17 protein-coding genes are annotated in these 22,520 nt (G+C 40.9%); all 17 read left to right on the top strand.

The annotated features are described in order from the left end of the window. The 17 genes from H0S70_RS01750 to H0S70_RS01830 all read left to right on the top strand — a co-directional run bounded on the left by H0S70_RS01750 (window position 1) and on the right by H0S70_RS01830 (window position 22,513). On the top strand, window positions 1-3,066 hold the full coding sequence (locus H0S70_RS01750; protein WP_188321493.1) for a TraG family conjugative transposon ATPase: 3,066 nt from the start codon (window positions 1-3) through the stop codon (window positions 3,064-3,066). Beyond that, the gene (locus H0S70_RS01755; RefSeq protein WP_188321494.1) at window positions 3,053-3,721 is read left to right on the top strand and encodes a hypothetical protein; all 669 of its coding nucleotides are present in this window, start codon (window positions 3,053-3,055) and stop codon (window positions 3,719-3,721) included. The genes H0S70_RS01750 and H0S70_RS01755 overlap by 14 nt, the downstream gene beginning before the upstream one ends. A gap of 10 nt (window positions 3,722-3,731) precedes the next feature. Then, entirely contained in the window at window positions 3,732-4,418 is a 687-nt protein-coding gene (locus H0S70_RS01760) for a hypothetical protein (RefSeq protein ID WP_188321495.1), read from the top strand. 1 nt (window position 4,419) lies between these two features. Continuing rightward, window positions 4,420-5,082 (top strand): hypothetical protein, encoded by a 663-nt coding sequence (locus H0S70_RS01765; RefSeq protein WP_188321496.1) that lies wholly within the window; start codon window positions 4,420-4,422, stop codon window positions 5,080-5,082. 18 nt (window positions 5,083-5,100) lie between these two features. After that, window positions 5,101-5,931 carry a hypothetical protein gene (locus tag H0S70_RS01770; protein WP_188321497.1) on the top strand — a complete coding sequence of 277 codons (831 nt, stop codon included), beginning with the start codon at window positions 5,101-5,103 and terminating at the stop codon, window positions 5,929-5,931. A gap of 1 nt (window position 5,932) precedes the next feature. Next, window positions 5,933-7,183 carry a type IV secretion system protein gene (locus H0S70_RS01775; RefSeq protein ID WP_188321498.1) on the top strand — a complete coding sequence of 417 codons (1,251 nt, stop codon included), beginning with the start codon at window positions 5,933-5,935 and terminating at the stop codon, window positions 7,181-7,183. A gap of 4 nt (window positions 7,184-7,187) precedes the next feature. Continuing rightward, complete coding sequence (gene traK, locus H0S70_RS01780; RefSeq protein WP_116096259.1) at window positions 7,188-7,802, top strand: conjugative transposon protein TraK; 615 nt, start codon at window positions 7,188-7,190, stop codon at window positions 7,800-7,802. Between the two features lie 2 nt (window positions 7,803-7,804). Next, complete coding sequence (locus tag H0S70_RS01785) at window positions 7,805-8,173, top strand: hypothetical protein (protein ID WP_116096261.1); 369 nt, start codon at window positions 7,805-7,807, stop codon at window positions 8,171-8,173. An 18-nt stretch (window positions 8,174-8,191) separates the two neighbouring features. Further along, on the top strand, window positions 8,192-9,382 hold the full coding sequence (traM, locus tag H0S70_RS01790; protein ID WP_188321499.1) for a conjugative transposon protein TraM: 1,191 nt from the start codon (window positions 8,192-8,194) through the stop codon (window positions 9,380-9,382). 10 nt (window positions 9,383-9,392) lie between these two features. Further along, a complete protein-coding gene (traN, locus tag H0S70_RS01795) occupies window positions 9,393-10,262 on the top strand; it encodes a conjugative transposon protein TraN (protein ID WP_188321500.1) in 870 nt (289 codons plus the stop codon). A gap of 9 nt (window positions 10,263-10,271) precedes the next feature. Next, the gene (locus H0S70_RS01800; protein WP_168638665.1) at window positions 10,272-10,697 is read left to right on the top strand and encodes a hypothetical protein; all 426 of its coding nucleotides are present in this window, start codon (window positions 10,272-10,274) and stop codon (window positions 10,695-10,697) included. After that, window positions 10,697-12,685: a type IV secretion system DNA-binding domain-containing protein gene (locus tag H0S70_RS01805; RefSeq protein WP_188321501.1), complete on the top strand. Its 1,989-nt coding sequence runs from the start codon at window positions 10,697-10,699 to the stop codon at window positions 12,683-12,685. Before H0S70_RS01800 ends, H0S70_RS01805 begins: the two co-directional genes overlap by 1 nt. Before the next feature lie 4 nt (window positions 12,686-12,689). Next, on the top strand, window positions 12,690-13,547 hold the full coding sequence (locus H0S70_RS01810; protein ID WP_188321451.1) for a M23 family metallopeptidase: 858 nt from the start codon (window positions 12,690-12,692) through the stop codon (window positions 13,545-13,547). Further along, window positions 13,513-14,220, top strand: a complete 708-nt coding sequence (locus H0S70_RS01815) for a hypothetical protein (protein ID WP_188321502.1) — start codon at window positions 13,513-13,515, stop codon at window positions 14,218-14,220. Before H0S70_RS01810 ends, H0S70_RS01815 begins: the two co-directional genes overlap by 35 nt. Window positions 14,221-14,243: 23 nt before the next feature. After that, the gene (locus H0S70_RS01820; protein WP_188321503.1) at window positions 14,244-16,613 is read left to right on the top strand and encodes a JAB domain-containing protein; all 2,370 of its coding nucleotides are present in this window, start codon (window positions 14,244-14,246) and stop codon (window positions 16,611-16,613) included. Between the two features lie 73 nt (window positions 16,614-16,686). Beyond that, complete coding sequence (locus tag H0S70_RS01825; protein ID WP_168638660.1) at window positions 16,687-17,367, top strand: hypothetical protein; 681 nt, start codon at window positions 16,687-16,689, stop codon at window positions 17,365-17,367. Then, window positions 17,360-22,513, top strand: a complete 5,154-nt coding sequence (locus H0S70_RS01830) for a helicase-related protein (RefSeq protein ID WP_188321504.1) — start codon at window positions 17,360-17,362, stop codon at window positions 22,511-22,513. The genes H0S70_RS01825 and H0S70_RS01830 overlap by 8 nt, the downstream gene beginning before the upstream one ends. Window positions 22,514-22,520 lie beyond the last annotated feature (7 nt).

The raw sequence follows: 22,520 nt of genomic DNA on the forward strand, positions 1-22,520 counted from the left end.
ATGAAGACAAAAAAGCAGGCATTCGACATTCCGTTCATCGGCTACGACTACGGCACTGACTACGGTTGGGATTTTGACGTGCTTTTCGGGCAGTATGGAAACCCCATCATTGGAATCAAAATCAAAAATATTGTCGAGCAGTATTCCGCAGACCCGGACAATTATCTGCACTTCCATACGGTATTGAATCAGGTCGTATCGATTATCGGTGAGGGAAGGATTATTCAGAAACTCGATATTTTTTCAAAAAAGAGATACACGGCAGAACCATCCAACCAGTTTCTACAACAAAAATATTCCGAACACTTTGACGGCAGACTGTTCAAAACCATTGAAACCGTGTTGTTTTTCACAGATATTGTTGACGACAAACTCAAAAAGAAAAACAAGCCTTACGACTTTTCTGAAAAGAATTATAAAGATTTAAGAGATAAATGTCAAAAGGTTCTGATGCTCCTCAAGCAGAGCGGGTGTGAACCTGAATTCCTTTTCGAGAAGGATTTTGAATTTTACATATCGGGTGTATTGTCGATGCAGTTTACCGAAATCCCTGTGTTTGACAATATCAAAAGCACCAACGAATACCTACAGATGGGCAGCCGGTTTGTCAAGAACATTTCTTACGTCGATGTCGAAAATATCGACCTGCCTTCAGAAATAGACCCTTATTCCGTATTGGGCGGGAACGGCGCTGCATCGGAAACAGCGGTGGACAATTTCACCTTTATCAACGAACTGGAGGACTACGAAACCATCATTTACAATCAGATCATCACCATTCCATTGCAGGCACCACAGCAAAGGGAACTTGACAAGAAAAAGAAGAAGCACGAGGGAGCGGCGAACAATTCACCTTCCAACGCCATTATTGCCGAGGAAATTCAGTCGCTGCTGCATAATATCGCCATCGACGGACAGTTGGTGGTCAATGCCCATTTTTCCCTGATGTTTTCAGCAGACTCCTTGGAAAAAATGGAAAGCATCCAGTCGATGATAGAAAACAAACTCTTCACCAAAGGGATAATCGTTTCCAAGAATGCCTACAACCAGTTGGAACTCTTCCGCTCGGCAATTCCCGGCAATGCTACCGAACTTCGGGAGTATGACTTATTCATGACGACAAGCGAAGCAGCCTTGTGTTTTTTTTTTAAGGAAAGTTATCCCGTGAACGAAGAATCCAACTTTTATTTAAGATTTACCGACAGACAGGGCGTTCCGCTCAAGGTCGATCCTGCGGACTTACCAATGAAAACGGGAAGAATCAACAACCGAAACAAATTCGTGTTGGGACCGTCCGGTTCAGGAAAATCGTTTTTGATGAATAACATCGTGGAGCAGTATCTGACCTACAATTACGATGTGGTCATCGTGGATACAGGAGATTCCTATTCCGGAACCTGCAAATATAAAGGTGGAAGATACATCCAGTACACAGAAGAAAAACCGATTACGATGAACCCGTTTCTGATGGACAAAAAAGAGTTCAACATTGAAAAAATTGAATTTCTCACGAACCTCATATTCCTCATTTGGCAGGGAGCGGATGCGGCAATGTCCGCGGCTCAGAAATCCATTTTGGACAATGTGCTGATGTCGTATTATCACCAGTATTTCAATTCGGGAACCCGGTGGTATGAAAAGAAAACCACGGAGGAACTCATCCTGTATCTTGGCAAATACAACATTCACGAAGAAGATCTATTTTCTGATTTTGAGAATCAGGCTAAAGGACAGAACAACTATTACGATATTTTGGGAATTGCCTTCGATGCGGATGCGGACGAGATTAAGGAAGCCTTCAGGAAACTGGCGATAGAATACCATCCCGACAAAAATCTGAACAACCCGAATTACGACAGCGAAAAATTTTACAAGGTTTATGAAGCCTATGAAACCCTGAACGATCAGGAAAAAAGGCAGATTTACAACGAAACCCAACTCATCCTTATCAAGGCGAATGAGGTGATCAGACATCCCAAATCCGCTGAAGAATGGAATGCGTCGTTCAGAACCTCCATCATTAAAAAAATCAAAGAATTAGAAGAGAGATTGGAAGCCAAAGAATTGTCATTTAATGGATTTTACGATTACTGCGATAAATTTCTACCGCTTTATCTGAACAATAAAAAGCACACGATTACCGAAAGAGAATTCAATTTAAGAACCTTTCTCTTTGTGTTGAAAGACTTTTACAAAGGCGGAAGATACGGAACGACGCTCAATGAAAGTGCGGACAATACACTCTTTGACGAACCCTTCATCGTTTTTGAAATCGACAATGTGAAGGACAATCCGAAACTGTTTCCGATAGTCACCTTGATTATTATGGACACTTTCATTCAAAAAATGCGTCTTCGGAAAGACCGCAGAAAAGCCCTCATTATAGAAGAAGCGTGGAAGGCAATTGCCTCAAAACTCATGGGTGGCTATATCCTTTATCTCTACAAAACCGTCAGAAAATTTTGGGGAGAAGCGGTGGTCGTTACGCAGGAACTTGACGATATTATCGGAAATGCAGTGGTAAAAGACAGTATCATCAACAATTCCGACACTTTTATTCTGCTGGATCAGAAGAAGTTCAAGGACAATTTTGACCGGATTGCGGCCTTGCTTTCCCTCAACAAAGTGGAGCAGAACAAGATATTTACAATCAATAACCTGAACAACAAATTTGGAAGAAGCCGTTTCAAGGAATTTTATCTGAAGCGGGGATCCAAAGGCGAGGTGTATGGCAATGAGGTTTCTCTTGAGCAATACTTGACTTACACCACCGAGAAACCCGAGAAATCGGCAGTTGAATATTATGTCCAACACTACGGCAATTACGAAGAAGCATTAATCAAAATTATTGACGATTTGAAAAAATTCGGAGACGGTCTTGAAAACCTTGTATCGCTGGTCAATCTGTATCAGAAACCTATAGACACGAAACTTACCGCTTACTATCAGAAAATAAAACCGGAGAATACAGGTAAGAATGTCTTCAAAATCATTTCACAGGAATTGGAAGACCGGAGCATCAGTTTGGCAGAATTAATCAAACAAAATGAATATGAAAAAGTTTAGTCTTAAAATCTTAATGCTCATTTTCTCTCTTTGGGGAATTGGAGGCTATGCCCAAAGCACCTATATCGATCCCACGGTAACAGCAGCGATGATTCTCTACTCCGAGAATCTGAAAGCCAAACAGAATGATGTCATTGAGGAAACCTCCAAACTGAAAGATGCCCAAACCTGGGTGGGAACGCAGATGGTCGTAGCGAATGACATTCAAAACAAGATTTTAAAAGGTCTGAAAGAAGTATCGGGAACATTGCAGAACGGCATTCAGGTCAAGGAAATTTACTCGGAATTGAATAAATGCTATCACTATTCTTCACAGGTGGTTCAGTTAGCATCCCAACATCCCGAATATGCCATTTTTGGAGTGAAGGCCTCGCAGAAAACCTATGAGCAAAGTTTAAAAATCGTGACCGATGTCTCGGATATTTTGGCTTCCGGCGAACTCAACCTTGCCACCGCCGGAGACCGCTATAAACTCCTCCATAATATTTCCGAGAATGTAAAAAACCTGAAACTATGGCTTCTGGCGATCAAACTTCGACTGGAGAAAGCCAACCGACTGGGCTTTTGGAACTCCATCAATCCATTTTCCGGATACATCAATACCGACAAAGGCATCGTGGAAAATATAATGAACCGCTATAAGAGGAATTTTTAAAAGTGGAGTAATGAAAACAAAACTCATTTTAATCCTAATTCTTCCAATAATCTATGTCATAATGACTTCCTCAAGTGGTGGTTCCACACCGACTTGGGAGCAAGAATATGTTTCCTTTCCGATGATGAATATTGAAATCAATTCCACGATGAAGGAACACGATAGGCAGAAGGACATGCGGAAAAACCAATTAGCCAATGCTACGGTAGAAACTGCCAACAGAACGCAGTGGAACGGATTCAAGGACAAGGTCACGAAGATTCAGGACCGGTTACGGATCGTATCGTTTGCCATTCAAGCCATACCGACCGGAATTGCGATGAACAGGGAGATCACAAAAATCATCCAGAATCAGACCGCCATTGTGAACGAGATTGAAACCGCGCCGTTGTCCATCATTGCGGTATTGCCCTCACAGGTTCAGTTTGTGGACGACCTGCAGATGGCGACCAGGCTGATTATAGGGATTGTGGTTTCCTACGGTGCAATGAACCAGATGGAAAAATCAGAACGGAAGATCCTTTTGGATTACGCCTTAGGTGAGGTAAAAACACTCAGCAGAAATTCCACGCATATCCTGCTGAAAATTCGGGACATCAAAGCCAAGGTATTGCGCAACAAGCGCGCATTTCAATACTATGTGAACCGTGACAAGCAGGTTGTGGAAAGTATTATGAACCAAATAAAATCCCTATAAAATGCAACAAATATTTTTTGTGATAATACTACTCTTCGCTACAGGATTAAAATCCCAGCAAATCGCCTTCAATGACCGGTTGTTGCTTCAGTTGACCACCAACCACGGTGTGAGAATGGCGAGCGAACAGGCATTTCTGGATTCCTATGAAAAGCAGAAGGAAATGTATGACGATATCAAAAATAAGACGGCGCAGGTCATCGCCATTCAGGAATACATTTACCAGCAACTTAAGAATGTCAATTCAGCCCTTTCGCAGAGCAAAAAGCTGGTGTATTTGTATCAGTATATGGGAAAAATCACTGCCAATTCCAACAAGATGCTTAACCTGTCCGCTCAACATCCTGAATATGCCGTATTGGTCTCCAAATACTACGTGGAAATCGGCAAACAGGCGGTAAAACTCAAACAGGAAGTCATGCAGGACATCCTCAATGAGGATAAAGATTTCTTAATAGATGCGATGGACAGGGAAATGCTGATTGAGAAAGTTTTTACCCGCGTCCGGAATATCAACGGGAACATTCTCTACATCATTTTAAGGTTGGAGAACGCCAAGAAAATCCCATACCTCTATCAGGTTCCGGTCTTAAGAAACTATGTCAACATCGACAAAGCCATTGTAGGGGAGATTATTCAGAAATACCGATACATCTTCAACTAAAAACATAAAAAAATACAGATGAAAAAATTAATTAGAAAATTAGGAATGCTGCAGTTAATTCTCATTTCGATGTGTGTGTTTGGACAGTTTACCGTCAAAAGACTGTATGACCCCTCGATTGTCGCCCAACACAAAAGAATGGTCTTCCAAAGTTGGGGTGACTGGCGACCTTATCCCAAATATTTTTTGGGGATTCAGACCAACTTTGCCTACGCTACGGTTTGGGGAATGTGGGCGCCAAGCATCAACAGGGACTATAAAAACAGTGAAGACATCCGACCGCTAAAACCGACTGGAGTACAGAACCAACGGTTTGCACAGGTAAAAATTGAAGAAGAGGAAGCCAAAAAAATCAAAGCTGCTTCCGACACCATTTATAAAAGAAGCGTTCAGGATTTTGCACATTGGACATCCGCCACGGTTGATGCCGATCCGCTTTGGTTGCTTTACTATAAAAGGATGCTAAAGCCCATTACCCAGTTTCCCGACACTCCGCAGAACTTTATCGAATGGCGGCTGAAAGACCAGCAAACGTACGATATGCTCAATACCACGGGAACTCTCAAGAGAATGCAGGAAGAACTGGATATGATCAAGGAAAAATATTCAATGTCCAGAAGTATGGATATGCCGAGAGGAAAACGCTTCATTATGTATCACGAAACCCTTATCCGGTGGAGAAAATTGGTTCAGGAATTACGGAAGTATAACAATAGGACTACGCTGTTACTGGACTACAAAAATATTCTTAGAAACCATTCACCCTATGCTCTGCCACAGGCGTGGACACCTGCTTCGGACAAGCAGATTATCCACAACACGATGCAACAATACAAACACCGCTTTTAAGATGAACAGAACTACCACACTATTGTTTTGCCTATTGGCAATCTTACTGCCCATCTTCGGTTTTGCGCAAACAGACGGTGATTACAGCAACCTGCTTCAATTTCTGAAAGGCGACGGCGCATTTGAGAAATGGTTTATGGAGGTCTTCACTAAACTGGACAACAGCGTTCAGGACAGTGCTGCAGGTTCGGCATTGGTCGGAAGGGCGATTGGAGGATTGGGAGCATTGATGTACCTCGGTTATATGGGCTGGCAAATGGCGGCGGGAGACCGCGAATGGGAAATCACCCCGATGCTGAAGCCCATCCTCATAGGATTTACCCTCGTGTATTGGTCGGGATTCGTGAATATGATTCAGGCACCCTTTGAAGCCATTGCCGAACCGGGAATCGCCATTTTCAGCGACATTGAATCCGAAGTGAATGATTTAAGAGTGCAGCGTTTCAAAAAGCAACAGCAGTTGCTGGATGCCGTCATCAAGTTGAAAGCCGATGAAGACGCCAAACAAGACGTCATCAACAACACGGGAAAGGATGCGGACGATTCCTGGTTCGATATCAGCGAGGGATTGGATAAACTCATCCAGCCCATCAAGGAATGGCAAATACGGATGGAGTTCCAATTGCAAAAACTCGTTGCTGAAATCATCGAATTTATCTGTCTTTCCGTTCTTAGGATTTGTGTCTACCTGATATTCTTCATCCAAAAAATCTGGGCTTACATCCTCATTATTTTGGGACCGATTGCTGTTGGAATGGCGCTCATACCCGGATTTGAGAACTCACTCTACAGCTGGGTATCCAAATTCATCAATGTTAATCTCTACACTTTCGTTGCCTATACCATCATCAACATTGGGCAACAGCTCATCGCTTCCGGCTATGAAATGGAAATTGAGCGGTATGACACGCTTTTAACCAACGGAACCATTACCAATTTGGATGCTTTAATGGTCTATGTGAGCAATTCGGGAATGATCTACAACCAACTTTTTACCTGTGTCGCCTACATCGTGACGGGAATCGGGGTACTGATGACGCCAACCATTGCCGATACGATTGTCACAGCAGGAGGAGCCGGAGCGATGACTAAGATGAAGATGGCTGCAGCACGAATAAGCGGAGGTGCCAAAACCACCATACTTGCCGCCAAAACGGGAGGAGCAAGTGTTGCAGGTGCGGCAGTAAAATCTGCAGCGGCAGGTTCTCCTTCAGGAATGGTAGGAAGTGCAATGAATAACTCAAAAAAATAAGAACATGCTGATCAAAAATATAGAACAAAGAATAATAATCAACAAAATTGTTTCCCTCGGAACGGTGGCTTTTGCAGTCATTATCGTGTTGGCGGGTTTCTTTTTCGCCTACAAGATGATTCAGGATTCCAGAAAGTCCATCTACATTTTGGATAACGGGGTGCCGGTTTTGGCAAAGCAAACCGATGTGCTGTTGAACCGACCTGTGGAATACAAAGCCCAGATCGAACTGTTTCACCGGCTGTTTTTCACGCTCGCTCCCGATGATGCATACATCAAAGAAAATATTCAAAAATCCCTTTACCTCATTGACGACAGTGGAAAAAAAGAATACACCAACCTCAAAGAAAAAGGATTCTACAACCAGATTGTGGCTTCGAGTTCAATGGTGAGCATCCATACGGATTCCATTTCACTGAATATGGAGCAAAAGAAGTTCTCCTTTTACGGAAAGCAGATGATTACCAGAAAATCAGCAGTCATCACCCGGAAACTCGTTACCGAAGGCTTTTTTGAGGACATCATCCGAAGTCCCAACAATCCTCACGGTGTTCTCCTTAAGAACTGGAGAATCCTTGATAACGAAGAACTGTCGAACCAAACCAAAAATTCCTATTAAAAATGATTGCCTTACTTAAACAAACTGCAAAGACCGCATGGGAACGGGCGGCAAAGCATCCGAAAAAGTTTTTCGCGTATTCGATGATTTTTCTGTCGGTATCGTTTGTCGGCTCACTGATTCAGGGGATTTTCTTCCCGTCTAATTCATTGTTCAAAATCAAACCGCCGGTGCTTTATAACAAAAGTGCCGTCCACCAAAATTCCGATGTAAAAAGGGATAAGGAAATGGAAAACATAGTGGAGGAACTCAAGGGCTTAAAACTGAAAAGAGATCGAAACGAACTGAGAAAGGAGGACAGCCTGAGAATAGAATACCTGTACAGTCAGTATCAAAAACTAAAAAATTCCGGTAGTACCGAAAGCAATTGAATTAAAAATAGCAACTCAATGAAAAAAATAAACTTTAAAGACAAGAAATATGTGCTGCCGCTGTTGGCGCTTCCGTTTCTGTTGCTTTTCATTTATGTGGGGGCGCAGTTCACCAAGGAAGACACCAAAAAGGATCAGCCTAAAGAACTTTCGACATCATTTGGTGAAACTCGGGATTCCATTATGACCAAAAATGATGCGTATGATGCCTTTTTCAAAAATGGCGACAACAGATCGATGTTAGAAGGATTGGACAAGGAACATGACAGTTTAATGAGTTACCAAGACCAAATTTCCATCGACCAGAAACGAAGGATAGATTCCCTAAAGGCGGTGTCATCAAGACAGAATCAAATTCCGGTAAAAGGAAAACCGTCGTCTTATTACAATCCCAAGAATGAAGACAAGGACTACAACCGCTCAGCAGACATCATCCGGATGCTGAACGACAAATCCTACGGAAAACCTGAAAACGAATATGCTTCAGAAAGTCCTAAGGAAAAAACACAAAATGTTCAGCCCGACCCGGTAAAATATCTGAAAGAACAGATGCTGGTGATGGATTCATTGGAAAAATCCAGAGATCCCGAATACCAGAGCAAGTTATTGGCAGAACAGAAACTGAAAGCCAACAAGGAAAAAATGGAGGAGTTTCTCAACTCTACCTTCAATGTCAGCAAGTCAGGAATAAACAGTGGCTTCAATGCCTTTTACAGGGAAACGGAGAACAGTTTCATAAAAGCCGTAATCGATGAAGACAACAAAGGTTTTCTCGGCAGCAGAATCCGATTTAGGCTTTTGGAAGATATATTCGTGGGACAAAGAAAGATTGAAAAAGGTTCTATCCTTTACGGTCAGATTTCAGGGTTTGCAATGCAGCGGGTGGACCTGACCATTGTCTCGGTATTTACCAGAGGGGAAATCCTGCCGGTTCATCTCTCCATTTATGATTTGGACGGAATGAAGGGGCTGTATGTTCCGCAAAGTGTTTTCCGTGAGATGATCCGTGAAATGGGAAGTAATTCCGTTCAGGGAACGCAGATGGATATGGGCGGTTCAGGATTCTTCACGAGCATCGGAAGCAAACTGTTTACCTCCACCTCTAAATCCATTGCCAATCTGATTAAGACCAATAAAGCCAAACTGAAATACAATTCCTATGTCTTTCTGATTGACGAAAAACAACTTAAAAATTCAAAAAACCCATAAAAGCCAAAAGATGAAAAATACATTCGTACTACTATTCGCATTAATCGCCAATATTTTGATGGCACAGACGGCAACCAAAGAACAAATCCTGTCGGAATTGCCCGAACTTGAAATTACCAAAGATGTAAACCTGCACATTATTTCGCCGGAGCCGATTCAATATGTAGATTTATCGACGCAACAACTGACGGGAGATTTACCGACCACCAACATTGCGAGAATTAGAATTAGTGACAATATTCCGGCCGATTCCAAAGAGAAAACAAAAACACCAAATTCATTCTCCAACGGTAGCACTGTCGGAATCATCACGGTAGTCGGACAATCCTTTATCGCACAATATAAGGCCGTTTACAGGAATTCTGAAAACAGGAATATCGCCACCAATATCCATATCCAGCCCGAAGCGATGCAGCCGATTGAGTTTAACAAAATGACTTTTTCAAATTTGGAACTGGCAAAGTTTGCAATGCAAATTATTCAGAAAAAAACCGATGAAAAGCCCATTCGTGAACAGAAAAATATGAAACTCTCGATGCAGCTCAACAACGTTTACGTGATGAGCGATTATATCTTTCTCGATTTGACTTTTGAGAACCGCACCAACCTGAGTTACGACATTGAAGATTTAAAGTTTTCGATTGAGGATAAAAAGATTTACAAAGCAACGAACAACCAGAGTATTGAACTGACGCCGATTTTTCGGTTAAACGGTCAAAAGAGTTTCAGGAAAAATTACCGGAACATTTATGTCTTCAAAAAGTTCACTTATCCGAATAGTAAAGTAATGATGATCCGGCTAATCGAAGAGCAATTCTCTGGAAGAACCATTGAAATGAAGGTGAACTATTCGGATATTTTAAAGGCAGATACATTTTAGAATATGACTATGGAATTTACTATTACGCTCGAACAGCTGGTTAATGGATTTCTGTACTTGCTATGGGGATGCTACGTTTTAATCTTTATTTCAATGGTTCAACAGAACACCGAGAAATCAGAACAGTTAGTTAACTGCCAGCAAAAAAATAATGTGCTGCAAAAACTTAATCAAAAACTTAATCAAGCTTATGAGGAACAGAGAAAAGAGAGTCAATCTTCAAAAAAAATCTGTGAAGAATTAACCAGGCTTGATTTAGTGAAGAATATTGAGACAAAAGCACAAGAAATAATTAGTGATATGAATCAAATTGATGAAAATCTTGTGAAAATGCAGAAACAGCATGAGCAGTTGTTTGAAGAACAGAAGAAGTTACATAGCAGCCTTCTCCGCGAACACCACTTACTCAATCAATATTTTCAAAACTATACCTAATGCAGGAACAACAGCACCAGATAAAGATTTATGGATTCCTTCAGAAGGCGGTCTATGCCGTGGTTGCATTGGACTGTGCATCGTTGTTCTATCTGAATGCCGATATTCCAGTGGTCTCCAATCTGTTGAAGAATTTTTCAAAGATGAGTTTCTTTTATCCGCCGATCCATGCAAAATTTGCAACGCTTATTTTGATTGGTTTGGTCGCCATTGGAACGAAAGCGAAGAAAAAACGGGATTTAAAGATTGCGACCGAAATTGTCATTCCGATGATTTTAGGACTGCTGATGATTTTCTCTTCGCTGATATGGCAGAACGAGGCAGGAAATACGACAATTCCAAAGATACTTCCCGGTTTGAATTTATACCAGATCATGTATGCGGTGCTTTCTTTTTTGGGAGCGGTGATTCTTCAGATGGGAGCGGATTCCATTTCCAAACTGATGCAGCAGAAGATGGGCAAAGACCGATGGAATGTTGAAGAGGAAAGTTTCGACCAAAACCAGCAACTCGTAGAAACCGATACCAGCATCAATATTCCGTATCTGTTCAGGTTTCAGAAAACCATCAAAAAAGGTTGGATGAATATCAATCCGTTTCGAGGAACAATGGTGATTGGAACGCCCGGTTCTGGAAAATCTTTCGGGGTCATCAATCCCGCGATTCGTCAGATGATTGGTAAAGGATTCTGCCTGTGTATTTATGATTTCAAATTTCCCGATTTGGCACAAATCGCCTATTACCATTATTTGCTCAAAAAAAGTAAGAATAAGGGCTACCAGCATCAGTTCCACGTCATCAATTTGAACGACGTGGAAAAATCCAAAAGAGTGAACCCGTTTAGAAAAGAATACATCCAGACTTTGGCGGAAGCACAAGAAATGGCAGAATCGATGGTGTCATCACTCCAAAAAGGCGGTTCAAGTTCGGGAGGCGGTTCCGACGCGTTTTTCACGCAGTCGGCAATCAATTTCCTTTCGTCGTGCATCTACTTTTTTGCCAGACTCGAGAACGGAAAATATTCTGATTTACCGCATATCCTTTCCTTTATGAACCGCAGTTACAAAGAGATTTTTGATGCGCTGTTCACCAATGAGGAAATTTTATCGCTGCTGTCGCCGTTCAAGACCGCTTATGACAACAAGGCTTTTGACCAGTTGGAAGGACAGATTGGAACCTTGAAAATTTTTATGTCCCGATTGGCGACCAAGGAAAGTTTTTGGGTGTTTTCGGGTGACGAAGTCGAACTGAAGATTACCGACAGGGAAAATCCTTCTATCCTGATTCTGGCATCGGATCCGGGAACACAGGATATTAATTCCGCACTTTATTCTTCGGTTCTGAACAGGACTTTGCGATTGATCAACTCCAAACACAATTTACCGGGAGGAATTATAGCAGATGAATTTCCAACGATTTACATCCATAAAATCGACAATGTAGTGGCAACGGCAAGAAGTAACCGGGTTGCGGTTTTGCTCGGACTGCAGGAAATTCCGCAACTCCGACAATTCTACAAAAAAGAGGTCGCCGATACCATTTCCGCCATTGTCGGGAATATTCTGTCGGGTTCCGCAAGAGATAAAAACACTTTGGACTGGCTCGAAAAACTGTTTGGCAAAATCAAACAGAAATCCTACTCCCAATCCATATCGCAGCAGGGAACTACGACGAGCATTAACGAGAAGATGGACAATATGATTCCTGCTGGAAAGATAGCCGCGCTTAAAACCGGAGAAATGGTTGGAATGATTGCCCAGGGCGAAGAAAACGACACCGAAGAATACAAAACTTCCGCTATGAACGGAAAAATCAACCTGGATTTAAAAGCCATCAAGCACGAGGAACAGAACTATGTGAAAATGCCCGTTTATTACTCCTTTGCGGACAAAACAGGAAAAGACCGGAAAGACGAAGTCCTGATGACCAATTTCAGAAAAATCAACAAAGAGGTGGAACTCATTGTGAACGAACTTTCAAAAGAATAAAATAATGAAACAAAAAATAGCAAATATTCTTGTACCCATCTTTATTCTAACAGGAAACTTTCTGTCGGCGCAGTTTAATACGCTGACACCAACCTTACACCGAAGAAGTGAGGTTTTCATCCCTGCTGAAAAAATGGCTGAAACCAAGGACAGGAAAGGCAAAAAATCTTGGAAGGAGGTGTTCAACCTTACTTCAAAATCGAACATAAGGACGGAATTGGACTCCCTGAAATCGTTGATAAAGCAGTATAACGGTGAAGAACAATTCGAGGAAATGCAGTATAAAAAACTGGAAGATTCCCTGCATCAACTGATTTTAAAGAGTGATAATAATAGTAAAAACAATACCCAATTAGAGCAACCAAATTCTATTTCTGATGAAAATGAATGGTTTCCATCCATCTCCAAAATAGTGATGCCCCTGAAGAGTAATCTGTCTATCACTTCGGGTTATGGTTCAAGAATCCATCCCATTTTTGGAATGCGCAAAATGCACAACGGCATTGATTTGAAAGCCGACCACGAAGATGTTTACGCCGTCCTTGACGGAATCGTCACCGAATCGGGTTGGGATTCCAAAGGTGGTGGAAACTACATCAAAATCAAACATTTTGACCGATTTGAAACCGCTTATCTGCACCTGTCGCAATTGTATTACAGGACGGGAGAAAAAGTAAGAGCGGGCTTCATCATCGGAAAAAGCGGAAATACCGGAAATTCTACCGGACCGCACCTGCATTTCGCAGTAAAGGAATATAGCAGAAGCATCAATCCTGCCCACTTCCTCAACGACCTAATCAACGCAAACCAATTAATCGCCACATACTATGCAAACAGAACATTTACCGACCGAAGACCTTAAAAAATTCGGAATCATCAACGAAGACTTATCGTTTTCCAAAAACCTGAAAGCAGACGATATTCAAAAATTTCTTCAGGGCTACACCATTGTCGCCGACAACGGGAAAAACCGGGCAACCTTCCAACTGACGGAGAACAACACTAAACTCAAAGTCATCTTTTTGGAACGGGACAAAAGCATCTCTGAAATCATTGAAAACAGCAAGGAAAGAATTGAGTATTCCAATATTAAAAATCTTTCAGAGTCCAGGGAATCGAAACTTTCCCTTGAGAAAAAGGCTTTCATCTACGATAAGGAAAACAACATCGTGGCAGAATTTGACCTGATTAGAAACGCCACGGAACTGACCGCCATTATCGTCGATAAAAAGGACGTTGTGGAAATCAACCGCTACAAAGTAGAACTCCAAAAACTGAAAAATTTTCTGATGGACAAAATCGACCAATATCCCGAAATCGCCAAAGAGATTGAGAAAGACATCAACATCGTCTCAAGGGAAATAAATACCGTAAACAGCATCAGTCCGGACGAGAAACAAATCTCAAAAGGACAGAATTCGGAGGTTCAACTCAATGTCAACGACAAAGACCTTTATGAAGATGCCAATAGAAATCGGGATGAGCAGAAAGAGGAATTGCAGGAACGGGAGAAACCACGAGGATTCAGGCGATAATATTCAATTCAAAAACACAAAAAATGGAAAATACTAATCCGAAAAATTTTTCGTCAAGATATGAAGAGGAGATGGACGCAACACGTTCGGGATTTTCATTAGAAGATGCCGTAGATGATGTTCCTTTCAAGAAGAACATCAGGGAAACAGACGGAAAAATTAGTAACATGGACATTAAAAACCAGTCCAATGGAAAGAACACGAATTATGGCTTTGAGGAGGATGAGACAACACGCTATCTCAAAACGTCGGAAGGCGAAATATTACCCTACAAATTATTCTCAGCCGGAAATCATCTTGGTGGGGAATCCCATCTCCTACGGGAAAACGACTCACACCGAGATCCCACCGATTTTGCGTTAGTAGAACGGCAATTCGCTGAAAACAGAACACTTTCGTTTACGGCAGGAACAAAAATTTCTGAAGTTTCGGATGTCGCGTTGCTTTTTCGTGCTTTAGAAGACGAAGCCGTGGAACATACTTTTGCGCTTTACCGCTTTAAGGACGACAGTTATCTCGTTCAGCATCTTTCTTCCGGAGGAATTACTGCTACGGTGGTGGATTTACGTCTTTTAGCGGGAAATGTATTTAAACTCAATCCTGAAAGCATCACTTTGGTTCACAATCATCCGAGTGGAAGATTGGTTTCAAGCCTTGAAGACCGTTTGATGCTCGACCGCCTGAACAAGATTTTTGCTGATACCGGAATCAAGGTGGAGGACGGCATTATCCTCAATCTGCGTTCAGGGAAATATTTGACATTCACTGCTGAAAGTATTACCGACGTGGTTCACGAACTGAAGAATCAAAACCAGTTTCAGAACCAATTTCCGGTCAATGTTTACAGTTTCAGCAAGCAGGTTTTTGCAGAGAATTACCAACCGAAACGCATCAACGGTCCCGAAGACATTGCTGCCTATCTTTCCTCCCAGAAATTTGGACTTTCGGACAGAACCGAAGCCCTCATTTTGAACAACGCCAACGAGATTGTAGGAAAATTTGTCCTTCCGCAACACCGCCAATTGGAAAAACTCACGGAATTACTGACCATTCACGCAGGAACAGCCACGATTCTTTATGGAAATAACGTCACCGATGAAATGTTCCGTTCCTACCGTGATAAGTTGGCTTTATCGGGATTTACTGCCTTGGATGCGATCAGACTTAAAAGCAACAACTACCATTCGGTATCGCAGGAAGTGGACATCAAGGTTTCTGATCATCTTTTAAACAAATTCGGCAAAAATAATTTGAATGCTGAACCAATGTTATTTGAACCCGAAAACAGAACGTATCGCTGTATTTCGGACAATATAAACCCTTTGACCAATCCGGAAAATTTTGATTATGCCAAGATATTTTTCGATGACTTCGAAGGCAATACCAAGCACGAATTTGAAATTTCCTTAACCGATGATGATTTTGAAAATTACAAAGAAATTTCGGCAAAGATTCAACTATATCGGCAGTCACAGGATACGGTGCTGCTTTTCATCAGTGGTCAGTTGCGGAGTTATGAGCCGGAAGAAAAAACTGAAGACGTCATTCAATCTATTAAAATGCTTTTCGATCTAACGACTAAGCAGGAAAAAACCCTATTAAACAAACAACATTTTATTAACAACCAAAACCCCAGCATTATGGAAACAAACAAAGATTTCAACCAGACAGATTATTTAAAAAACCAATTAAAATACCTTGGTTTCGGAGAAGACGAAAAACTTCATAAAGATTTGGAGAAAGGCATCAAATCAAAAAATCAGGAATTTGAAATCAAAACATCCTCTGACAAAGCCCTTCCGGGAAACAAGGTAGATTTTACCCTGAAATTCAACAAAACGGAGAATGGAGGTGTTTTTCTCAACACGTACCACGCTCAACTCACCAACGAAAAAGGCGAGGAGATTTCGCACAACTTTCCTGTTAATCGGGAAAATACCTTTACTGCTAAGGAAGCGGTCAACCTATTGGAGGGCAGGAGCGTAAAAATCGAATTCCACAACCCGAAAAGCGACCAATCTGAAACGGCGTTTGTCCAGTTCAACTTCGAGGAACCCAAAACCGACAAGGGAAACTATATGTTTCAGAATTTTTACCAAAACTATGGCGTGGATACTGAAAAAATCGTTGAAAAATCCAACCTCATTTTTGACAAACCGGAATATAAAGAAAACACCATTAAATCCTTAGAAAAAGGAAATGTGGTGAAAGTGAAATTTGAGTTGGATGACAAAGTATTGGAAGGCAAAGCAGTGCTGAATCCCCAGTACAAAAACCTGAACCTCTACGACAGCGAAATGAACAGAATCAATACCAACAAACCTTTGCAAGGTTTGGATAATGAAGAAAAGAATGAGAAAGCCACTGTAAGGGAGCAGAGCATTAAGCGATAAAATAATACCTGACCAATATTATCCGAAGGCGGCAGGTCAGCAATTGATTTGCCGCTTTTTTAAAACTACAGAGATGAAATTAAAAACACTTTTTCTTTTATGCCTTTTGGCAATTTTGCCCTATTCGTGCCGCAAAGAAATCAAATCCGAAAAAGGCGGAATCGATCTTATATCCAATGTTTATTTTGATGCCTCCAAAGGTTTGGAGCAAATGCAGAGTTTCCATTTGTCGAAACTCAATTACTTGGGAAACCAAATCATAGAATTCGTTCCCGATCATTCCTTCCCTGAAATCAACATGCAAACCTACTTTATGCAGGACTCACTTTTCTATCCGGTTGAAAATGATAATGAAAGCATTATTCTTTCAGAAGTGGCTAAAACTCAGAAACCGCAATTGGTCTGGAATAAGAAGGAAGGTGCAATTTTCTCAAAGGAACAGATTCTGAACTACCGAAACCGCAGAAAACTTTCCGACACGGTTTTGTTCAACAAAAAATACAAACGTTTCGAGATTAATTCCCCGTGGAATTACACGAGGTTCTACATCTATCCGACGGACACCATTCTGCCTTACTCCATTTACAGACACGCCGAAAAGGATTATGGAGGACGGTTGGAGCGCATCGATTCCTACAATAAAAAAACCGACATTTTTGTAAGCCTGCAACTTTTGCCCAGAAAAAATTGGGATTATGCGGCTAAAGAAATTTTTGACTTTAACCATTTTGTAAACAGCAGAAAAAGTGAGTGAACCATTGGCAACAAACAGTTTTGTTGAAGATATTTCCATCATCGAGGGAACCCGGAATGAAGTCATTGTCTTTAAAAATGATAAAGACAGAACCTCCTTTTTGGATCTCCTGAAACTGAACAATCAAAGCAATCACAGAACTTTGGTAACGCTGCATTCGGATGAAAATACCCCAAAATTAATCAACCAGTTTCAAAACTATGACGGCAAAATATTTCTTTGTCTTCCTGCAGACCAGAAGTCAAATTTATCGACTCAAACAATCCTTTCCGAACTACAAGGGAAAAACATCAAGGATGTCCGACCGCTTTACGGCATCTCTGAAAACGGGCATCAAAATCTGGAGGAATATTTACGGAATAAACTCAAATATGAGCAGAAAAATATTACATTAGCACAACAAAAAAAATCCGAAGATGAAAACCATGGCATTAAATCCAACGGAATTTCCAACGCTCAGCACGTGGGAACCGAAATTGTTGGACGAAATATTAGAAAACCTTTCCAGAACGGCGAATCCCAGCAAAACGGAAATCACACCGGAAGACAAAATGTGGGGAGCGACGATGCTCGAAATGGACTTGCAGGCACAGAGCGGAGCAATTTGGGAAACGGAAAACGAGGAGTATCCACTAACGGAACACAACCGCAAAATGCTCCAAAAAATGAAGGAGCAAAAAATACCGTGGGCGGAATCGTATCCGGAGGAACTTCTGTAAATCCAACAGGGGAAAAATTAAACAAACTCAATAAAAATAATGAGGAATTAAATTCTCTTATTTCAAAATACAAAGGTCAGAAACTGACCAATGAACAGATTGCGGAAATGGTTTCTGCAACTTGTTTTGTTTCCGATGAAAAGAAGATTCTTTTAAAGGATAACGTAAATATTTCCGATGATCTGAAAGAAATCTGCCATCAGTTCAAAAGCGGCGGAACCGCCAAAGAAGGCAGGGGAATTTTAGATGAATACTATACTGATTCCACGATTGTAAACTCTGTCCGCAATTTAATCAAAGATTACTTCAAAAACCGCACGGAAATTTCAGTTTTGGAGCCTAGTGTCGGTACTGGAAATTTTCTGTATGCAGCCAAAGATTTGGTAATCAAAACCAATATCACAGCCTTTGAAATCAACGAAACCACAGCAAAAATTACAAAAATTCTGCACCCGGAAACTGACATCAATTTCCGTTCTTTTGAAACCGAATTTATTGATGAAAGAGGCAATAAGAAAGTCTTTTCCGACCAATACGACTTGGTCGTTGGCAATCCGCCTTTTGGCGACCATCGTGGTCTGTATAAGGGTTTAGGCGAAGAACCAAAAATATCCAAGTATGAGGATTACTTTGTTAAAAGGTCTTTGGATTCTCTAAAACCCAACGGTATTTTGGCAATGGTGCTTCCTTCCGGTTGGCTGAACCGGCAAAACCAACTGAAAAACGCCGAAATGATTGAGGGCTTTCGTTTGCCGGTTGGTGCTTTTGCAGGAACGCAGGTCGGGACGGATATTATCATTCTCAAAAAAACCGATCAGAAAATATCCAATAACATTTCGAATTATTTTGAAAACCATCCTGAAAGAATTTTAGGCGAAATCAAAGAAAAGACCAACCGCTTTGGACGATTGGAAAACTATGTTCATGGGAATTTAGAGGATGTCTTAATTCGGATGGAAAATCTTAAAAACAGGAAGGAAACCGAAAGAATCGGAAATCTTTTTGAGGACTTGTTTTTGGAGGTGGAGGACGTGAAAAAAGTTGAAAAAACGATAAAGACCGAGAAACTCAAGAATAATTCTGAAGAAGATTTAACAACCGAAAATGAAATTGATTTTTCTGAACTCAATGAAAAAATTGAGCAGGTTCTTACTGCGCTCAATAATGTAAAATTCAAATCTCCGGCAGTTGAAAAAGAAATTGCAAAATACACCCAACTGCAATCCGAACTTTCAATTAATCCTCAAGATTTTGCTCAGAAACGGATTGATGAGTTGATTCAAAAGGCGGACAAGATTGTTCAGTCACAAAAAGAAAAGAACAGGGAATATCATATCCAGAGCAAGCCAGAACTCAAAAAAGGAATTCTGAAATATCAGTTTTTAAAACCTGATAAGGTAGTGGATGCCTCGCTCCACAACAGTTCCGCTATCACCAAAGAGCAAGTTGAAGCCTTCCGGGATACCGAATACGACGGAACACTAAATAATTACGGGAAACACTACCAATTTGCCAATTATTTGGACGGAAAATGGGTTCATGATTTTTATTACGCGGAAGGAAATATCTATGCAAAATTGGAACAACTTGAAGTAGACTTCAGGGATAAATATGCCGTTGGTGGAACAGAAAACCAGTATGAAAAGCAAAAGAATTTACTTCAGAGTGTCCTTCCCAAGCCAAAATCATTGGATGAAATTTCCATCAGTCCCAATCACGAGTTTGTCCACCAGTTTGATTTAGGAACTGTAGAAAAAGACCGATGGAATCCCAATAGCAGACAAACGGAAACCGTTTCTGTGCCGTATAACCTTGCCGAAAAGTTTAAAGATTTCGTTGGAACTTTGTCGAGTGACGCCTTTGCAGGTTCCTCTTCGTGGGAAGTCCGCAGTTTTGTGGACAATGAATCGGTTACAGGAAGCGACAAGGAAAGAAACGCATTGGTTCGTGAAAGGCGAAAAGCGGCAGCCAATGATTTGTTTCAAAAATTTTTGAGGGAAGAATTATCGGATGAATTGCGGGAGCGATTTGTAAAGGATTTCAACCGAAACTATAACAACATCTATGTTCCGGACTATTCCAAATTTCCCCTGTTTTCAAAAATCCATTTAAACTTTAAGGGAAGGGAACTCAAATTAACCGAAGTTCAGAAAGCGGGAATCGGACGGCAGACTACTAAAGGCGTAGGATTATTGGCACATGAAGTCGGATTCGGAAAAACTTTGTCGGGGATTTTGGCGATGCACGAAGCGATGGAAAGAGGAAATGCCAAAAGACCTTTAATTGTTGTTCCAAATGACAGCATCCTAAAACAATGGGTAGAAACGATTTTCGAAACCATCCCCGAAGCCAAAGTCAATGTCTTGGGAAATCTCGGAAAGGATTATGACCTTTCAAAATTTGACAACAAAGACGGTGAAATTACCATCGTGACTTATGAAGGTTTCAATAATATCGGATTTTCTGAAAATATTACGGAGCGTTTAGCATCAAAATTCTCCTACATCTCCGAAAATGAGATGCGCAGCGTGAACAGTATCAGCGAAAGGGATTTTCAAAAAGAAATTGAGAAGGAAAAGGAACTGGTCGGTAAAATGAAGCGGGGTAAGATTTATGATTGGGAAGACTTTGGCTTTGACCATTTGACTTACGATGAAGTCCACAACGCAAACCATATTGTCGGTAAAGTAAGAATTGAAGACCGAAGATTTGCATCAGATTTTAGAAGTCAAAACCAGCAAACTTCAAAATTGGGCATCAATACCTGGATGGCGGCTCAATACATTCAGGAGCAGAACGACGGCAGAAATGTAACGCTACTTTCCGCAACGCCTTTTACAAACAAACCTTTAGAGTATTATTCCATTTTATCGCTCATTGCGAATAAGCGGTTGGAAGAATCGGGCTACTTCAATGTCAATACCTTTTTTGAAACCTTTATGGAGGCGGACAACGATATGGAAATTGATGCAAAAGGCGATGTGAAATTCAAGGCGAATGTCAGAAGGTTTAAAAACAATTCATTGTTCCAGCAGTTGCTTTCAGAATTTATCGACATCAAAGGCGAAGAAGACAATCCCGAACTGAAAAGGCCGAAGAAAATCAACAAAGAATATAAGATCGAGCAGAACGTTTTAACCAAGGAACAGTATGAAATGCTCAATGAAAATTTCAGCGAAACACAAAAGGGAGCCATTCTCACGCATATTCTGAACGCAAGATTAATTGCTATTTCACCTTTTTTGTCGCCATATTATGATGGGGAGGAGCCATCAGTTAAGCAATTTATCGAAGAATCAACAAAGTTGAAGCAGACGATGGATTTGATACAGCAAAATAAGAAAGACATTCCCGAATCCGGACAGATTATCTATTCTGAATTGGCGGTTTCGGAGTTTCCAAAAATGAAGGAATACCTTGTGCAGGAAATCGGATACAAACCTGAAGAAGTCGGAGTTATCACAGGTGCTACGAGCAAACCGAACCGACTGAAGATTCAGGATGAATTTAATTCCGGAAAAATAATGGTTGTCATTGGCAGTGAAGCCATTCAGGAAGGGATGAACCTTCAGGAAAATACGACGGATATATATATGCTTTCGCTTCCCTATAACTTCACCTCGCTTCGGCAGGTAGAAGGTCGGGCTTGGCGTCAGGGAAACAAGAATGAAAATGTCCGTATCAACTTTATGCTTACCAATGACAGTATTGATGTGTTTATGCTTCAGAAATTGCAGGCTAAGCAGGCAAGATATTTAGAGGCAATGAAGAAAGGAGCCGATGTTTTGGATGTATCAGACATCAGCACGCAGGAACTTAAAACCGCTATTATTACCAGTCCGGAAACAAGAGCCAATATCGAGATTGAATTACTGAAAAAGAGAATTGAAAATCAAAAAAGCAGGTATGTAGCAGACAATGCTGTTATCCTTAGAAAGCATCAGGACTTTTTGAAAATACAGGACGGAGTAACCAAAGCCCAGAACGACTACAACCGTATTTTGGGCTATTCTAATGATGGAAGTGCAAATTCAGATTATTGGAAAAATCAACTTTCATTTTATCAAAAAAATATTGATGCTGCTAAACAATTGGTAGATGAAAAAATTAGTGAGTTGGCAGGCAAAGGCATCAATGTAGATGAAATTGAAAAACAGACCAAGTCCACCGATGAAAAGATTTCGGCTTTAGAAGAGGAATTAGAAAAACTCCCGGAAGTTAAGGCTAAATTGGTATCCAAATATACCGAGGAAAAACAGAAACAATTGCTGGAAAATCTCAAACAGGATTATGTAAAAAAAAGAAGAGAGGAAAATGTACAATTGTTTGGAGCGGTTCCATCTTTTTGGGAAGAAAAAAGAGAAATTGTAGAAATTGAAATAGCGGAAAAAGTTGAGAATAACGCGAGTTATTTAAGGAGAAGGTAAATTCTAT

Origin of the sequence: Chryseobacterium manosquense, from assembly GCF_014623485.1 — a bacterium.
GTDB lineage: Bacteria > Bacteroidota > Bacteroidia > Flavobacteriales > Weeksellaceae > Kaistella > Kaistella haifensis.

Coding starts and splice junctions, on each gene's coding strand:
- H0S70_RS01750 (WP_188321493.1), top strand. CDS start 1: ATGAAGACAAAAAAGCAGGCATTCGACATTCCGTTCATCGGCTACGAC.
- H0S70_RS01755 (WP_188321494.1), top strand. CDS start 3,053: ATGAAAAAGTTTAGTCTTAAAATCTTAATGCTCATTTTCTCTCTTTGG.
- H0S70_RS01760 (WP_188321495.1), top strand. CDS start 3,732: ATGAAAACAAAACTCATTTTAATCCTAATTCTTCCAATAATCTATGTC.
- H0S70_RS01765 (WP_188321496.1), top strand. CDS start 4,420: ATGCAACAAATATTTTTTGTGATAATACTACTCTTCGCTACAGGATTA.
- H0S70_RS01770 (WP_188321497.1), top strand. CDS start 5,101: ATGAAAAAATTAATTAGAAAATTAGGAATGCTGCAGTTAATTCTCATT.
- H0S70_RS01775 (WP_188321498.1), top strand. CDS start 5,933: ATGAACAGAACTACCACACTATTGTTTTGCCTATTGGCAATCTTACTG.
- traK (WP_116096259.1), top strand. CDS start 7,188: ATGCTGATCAAAAATATAGAACAAAGAATAATAATCAACAAAATTGTT.
- H0S70_RS01785 (WP_116096261.1), top strand. CDS start 7,805: ATGATTGCCTTACTTAAACAAACTGCAAAGACCGCATGGGAACGGGCG.
- traM (WP_188321499.1), top strand. CDS start 8,192: ATGAAAAAAATAAACTTTAAAGACAAGAAATATGTGCTGCCGCTGTTG.
- traN (WP_188321500.1), top strand. CDS start 9,393: ATGAAAAATACATTCGTACTACTATTCGCATTAATCGCCAATATTTTG.
- H0S70_RS01800 (WP_168638665.1), top strand. CDS start 10,272: ATGGAATTTACTATTACGCTCGAACAGCTGGTTAATGGATTTCTGTAC.
- H0S70_RS01805 (WP_188321501.1), top strand. CDS start 10,697: ATGCAGGAACAACAGCACCAGATAAAGATTTATGGATTCCTTCAGAAG.
- H0S70_RS01810 (WP_188321451.1), top strand. CDS start 12,690: ATGAAACAAAAAATAGCAAATATTCTTGTACCCATCTTTATTCTAACA.
- H0S70_RS01815 (WP_188321502.1), top strand. CDS start 13,513: ATGCAAACAGAACATTTACCGACCGAAGACCTTAAAAAATTCGGAATC.
- H0S70_RS01820 (WP_188321503.1), top strand. CDS start 14,244: ATGGAAAATACTAATCCGAAAAATTTTTCGTCAAGATATGAAGAGGAG.
- H0S70_RS01825 (WP_168638660.1), top strand. CDS start 16,687: ATGAAATTAAAAACACTTTTTCTTTTATGCCTTTTGGCAATTTTGCCC.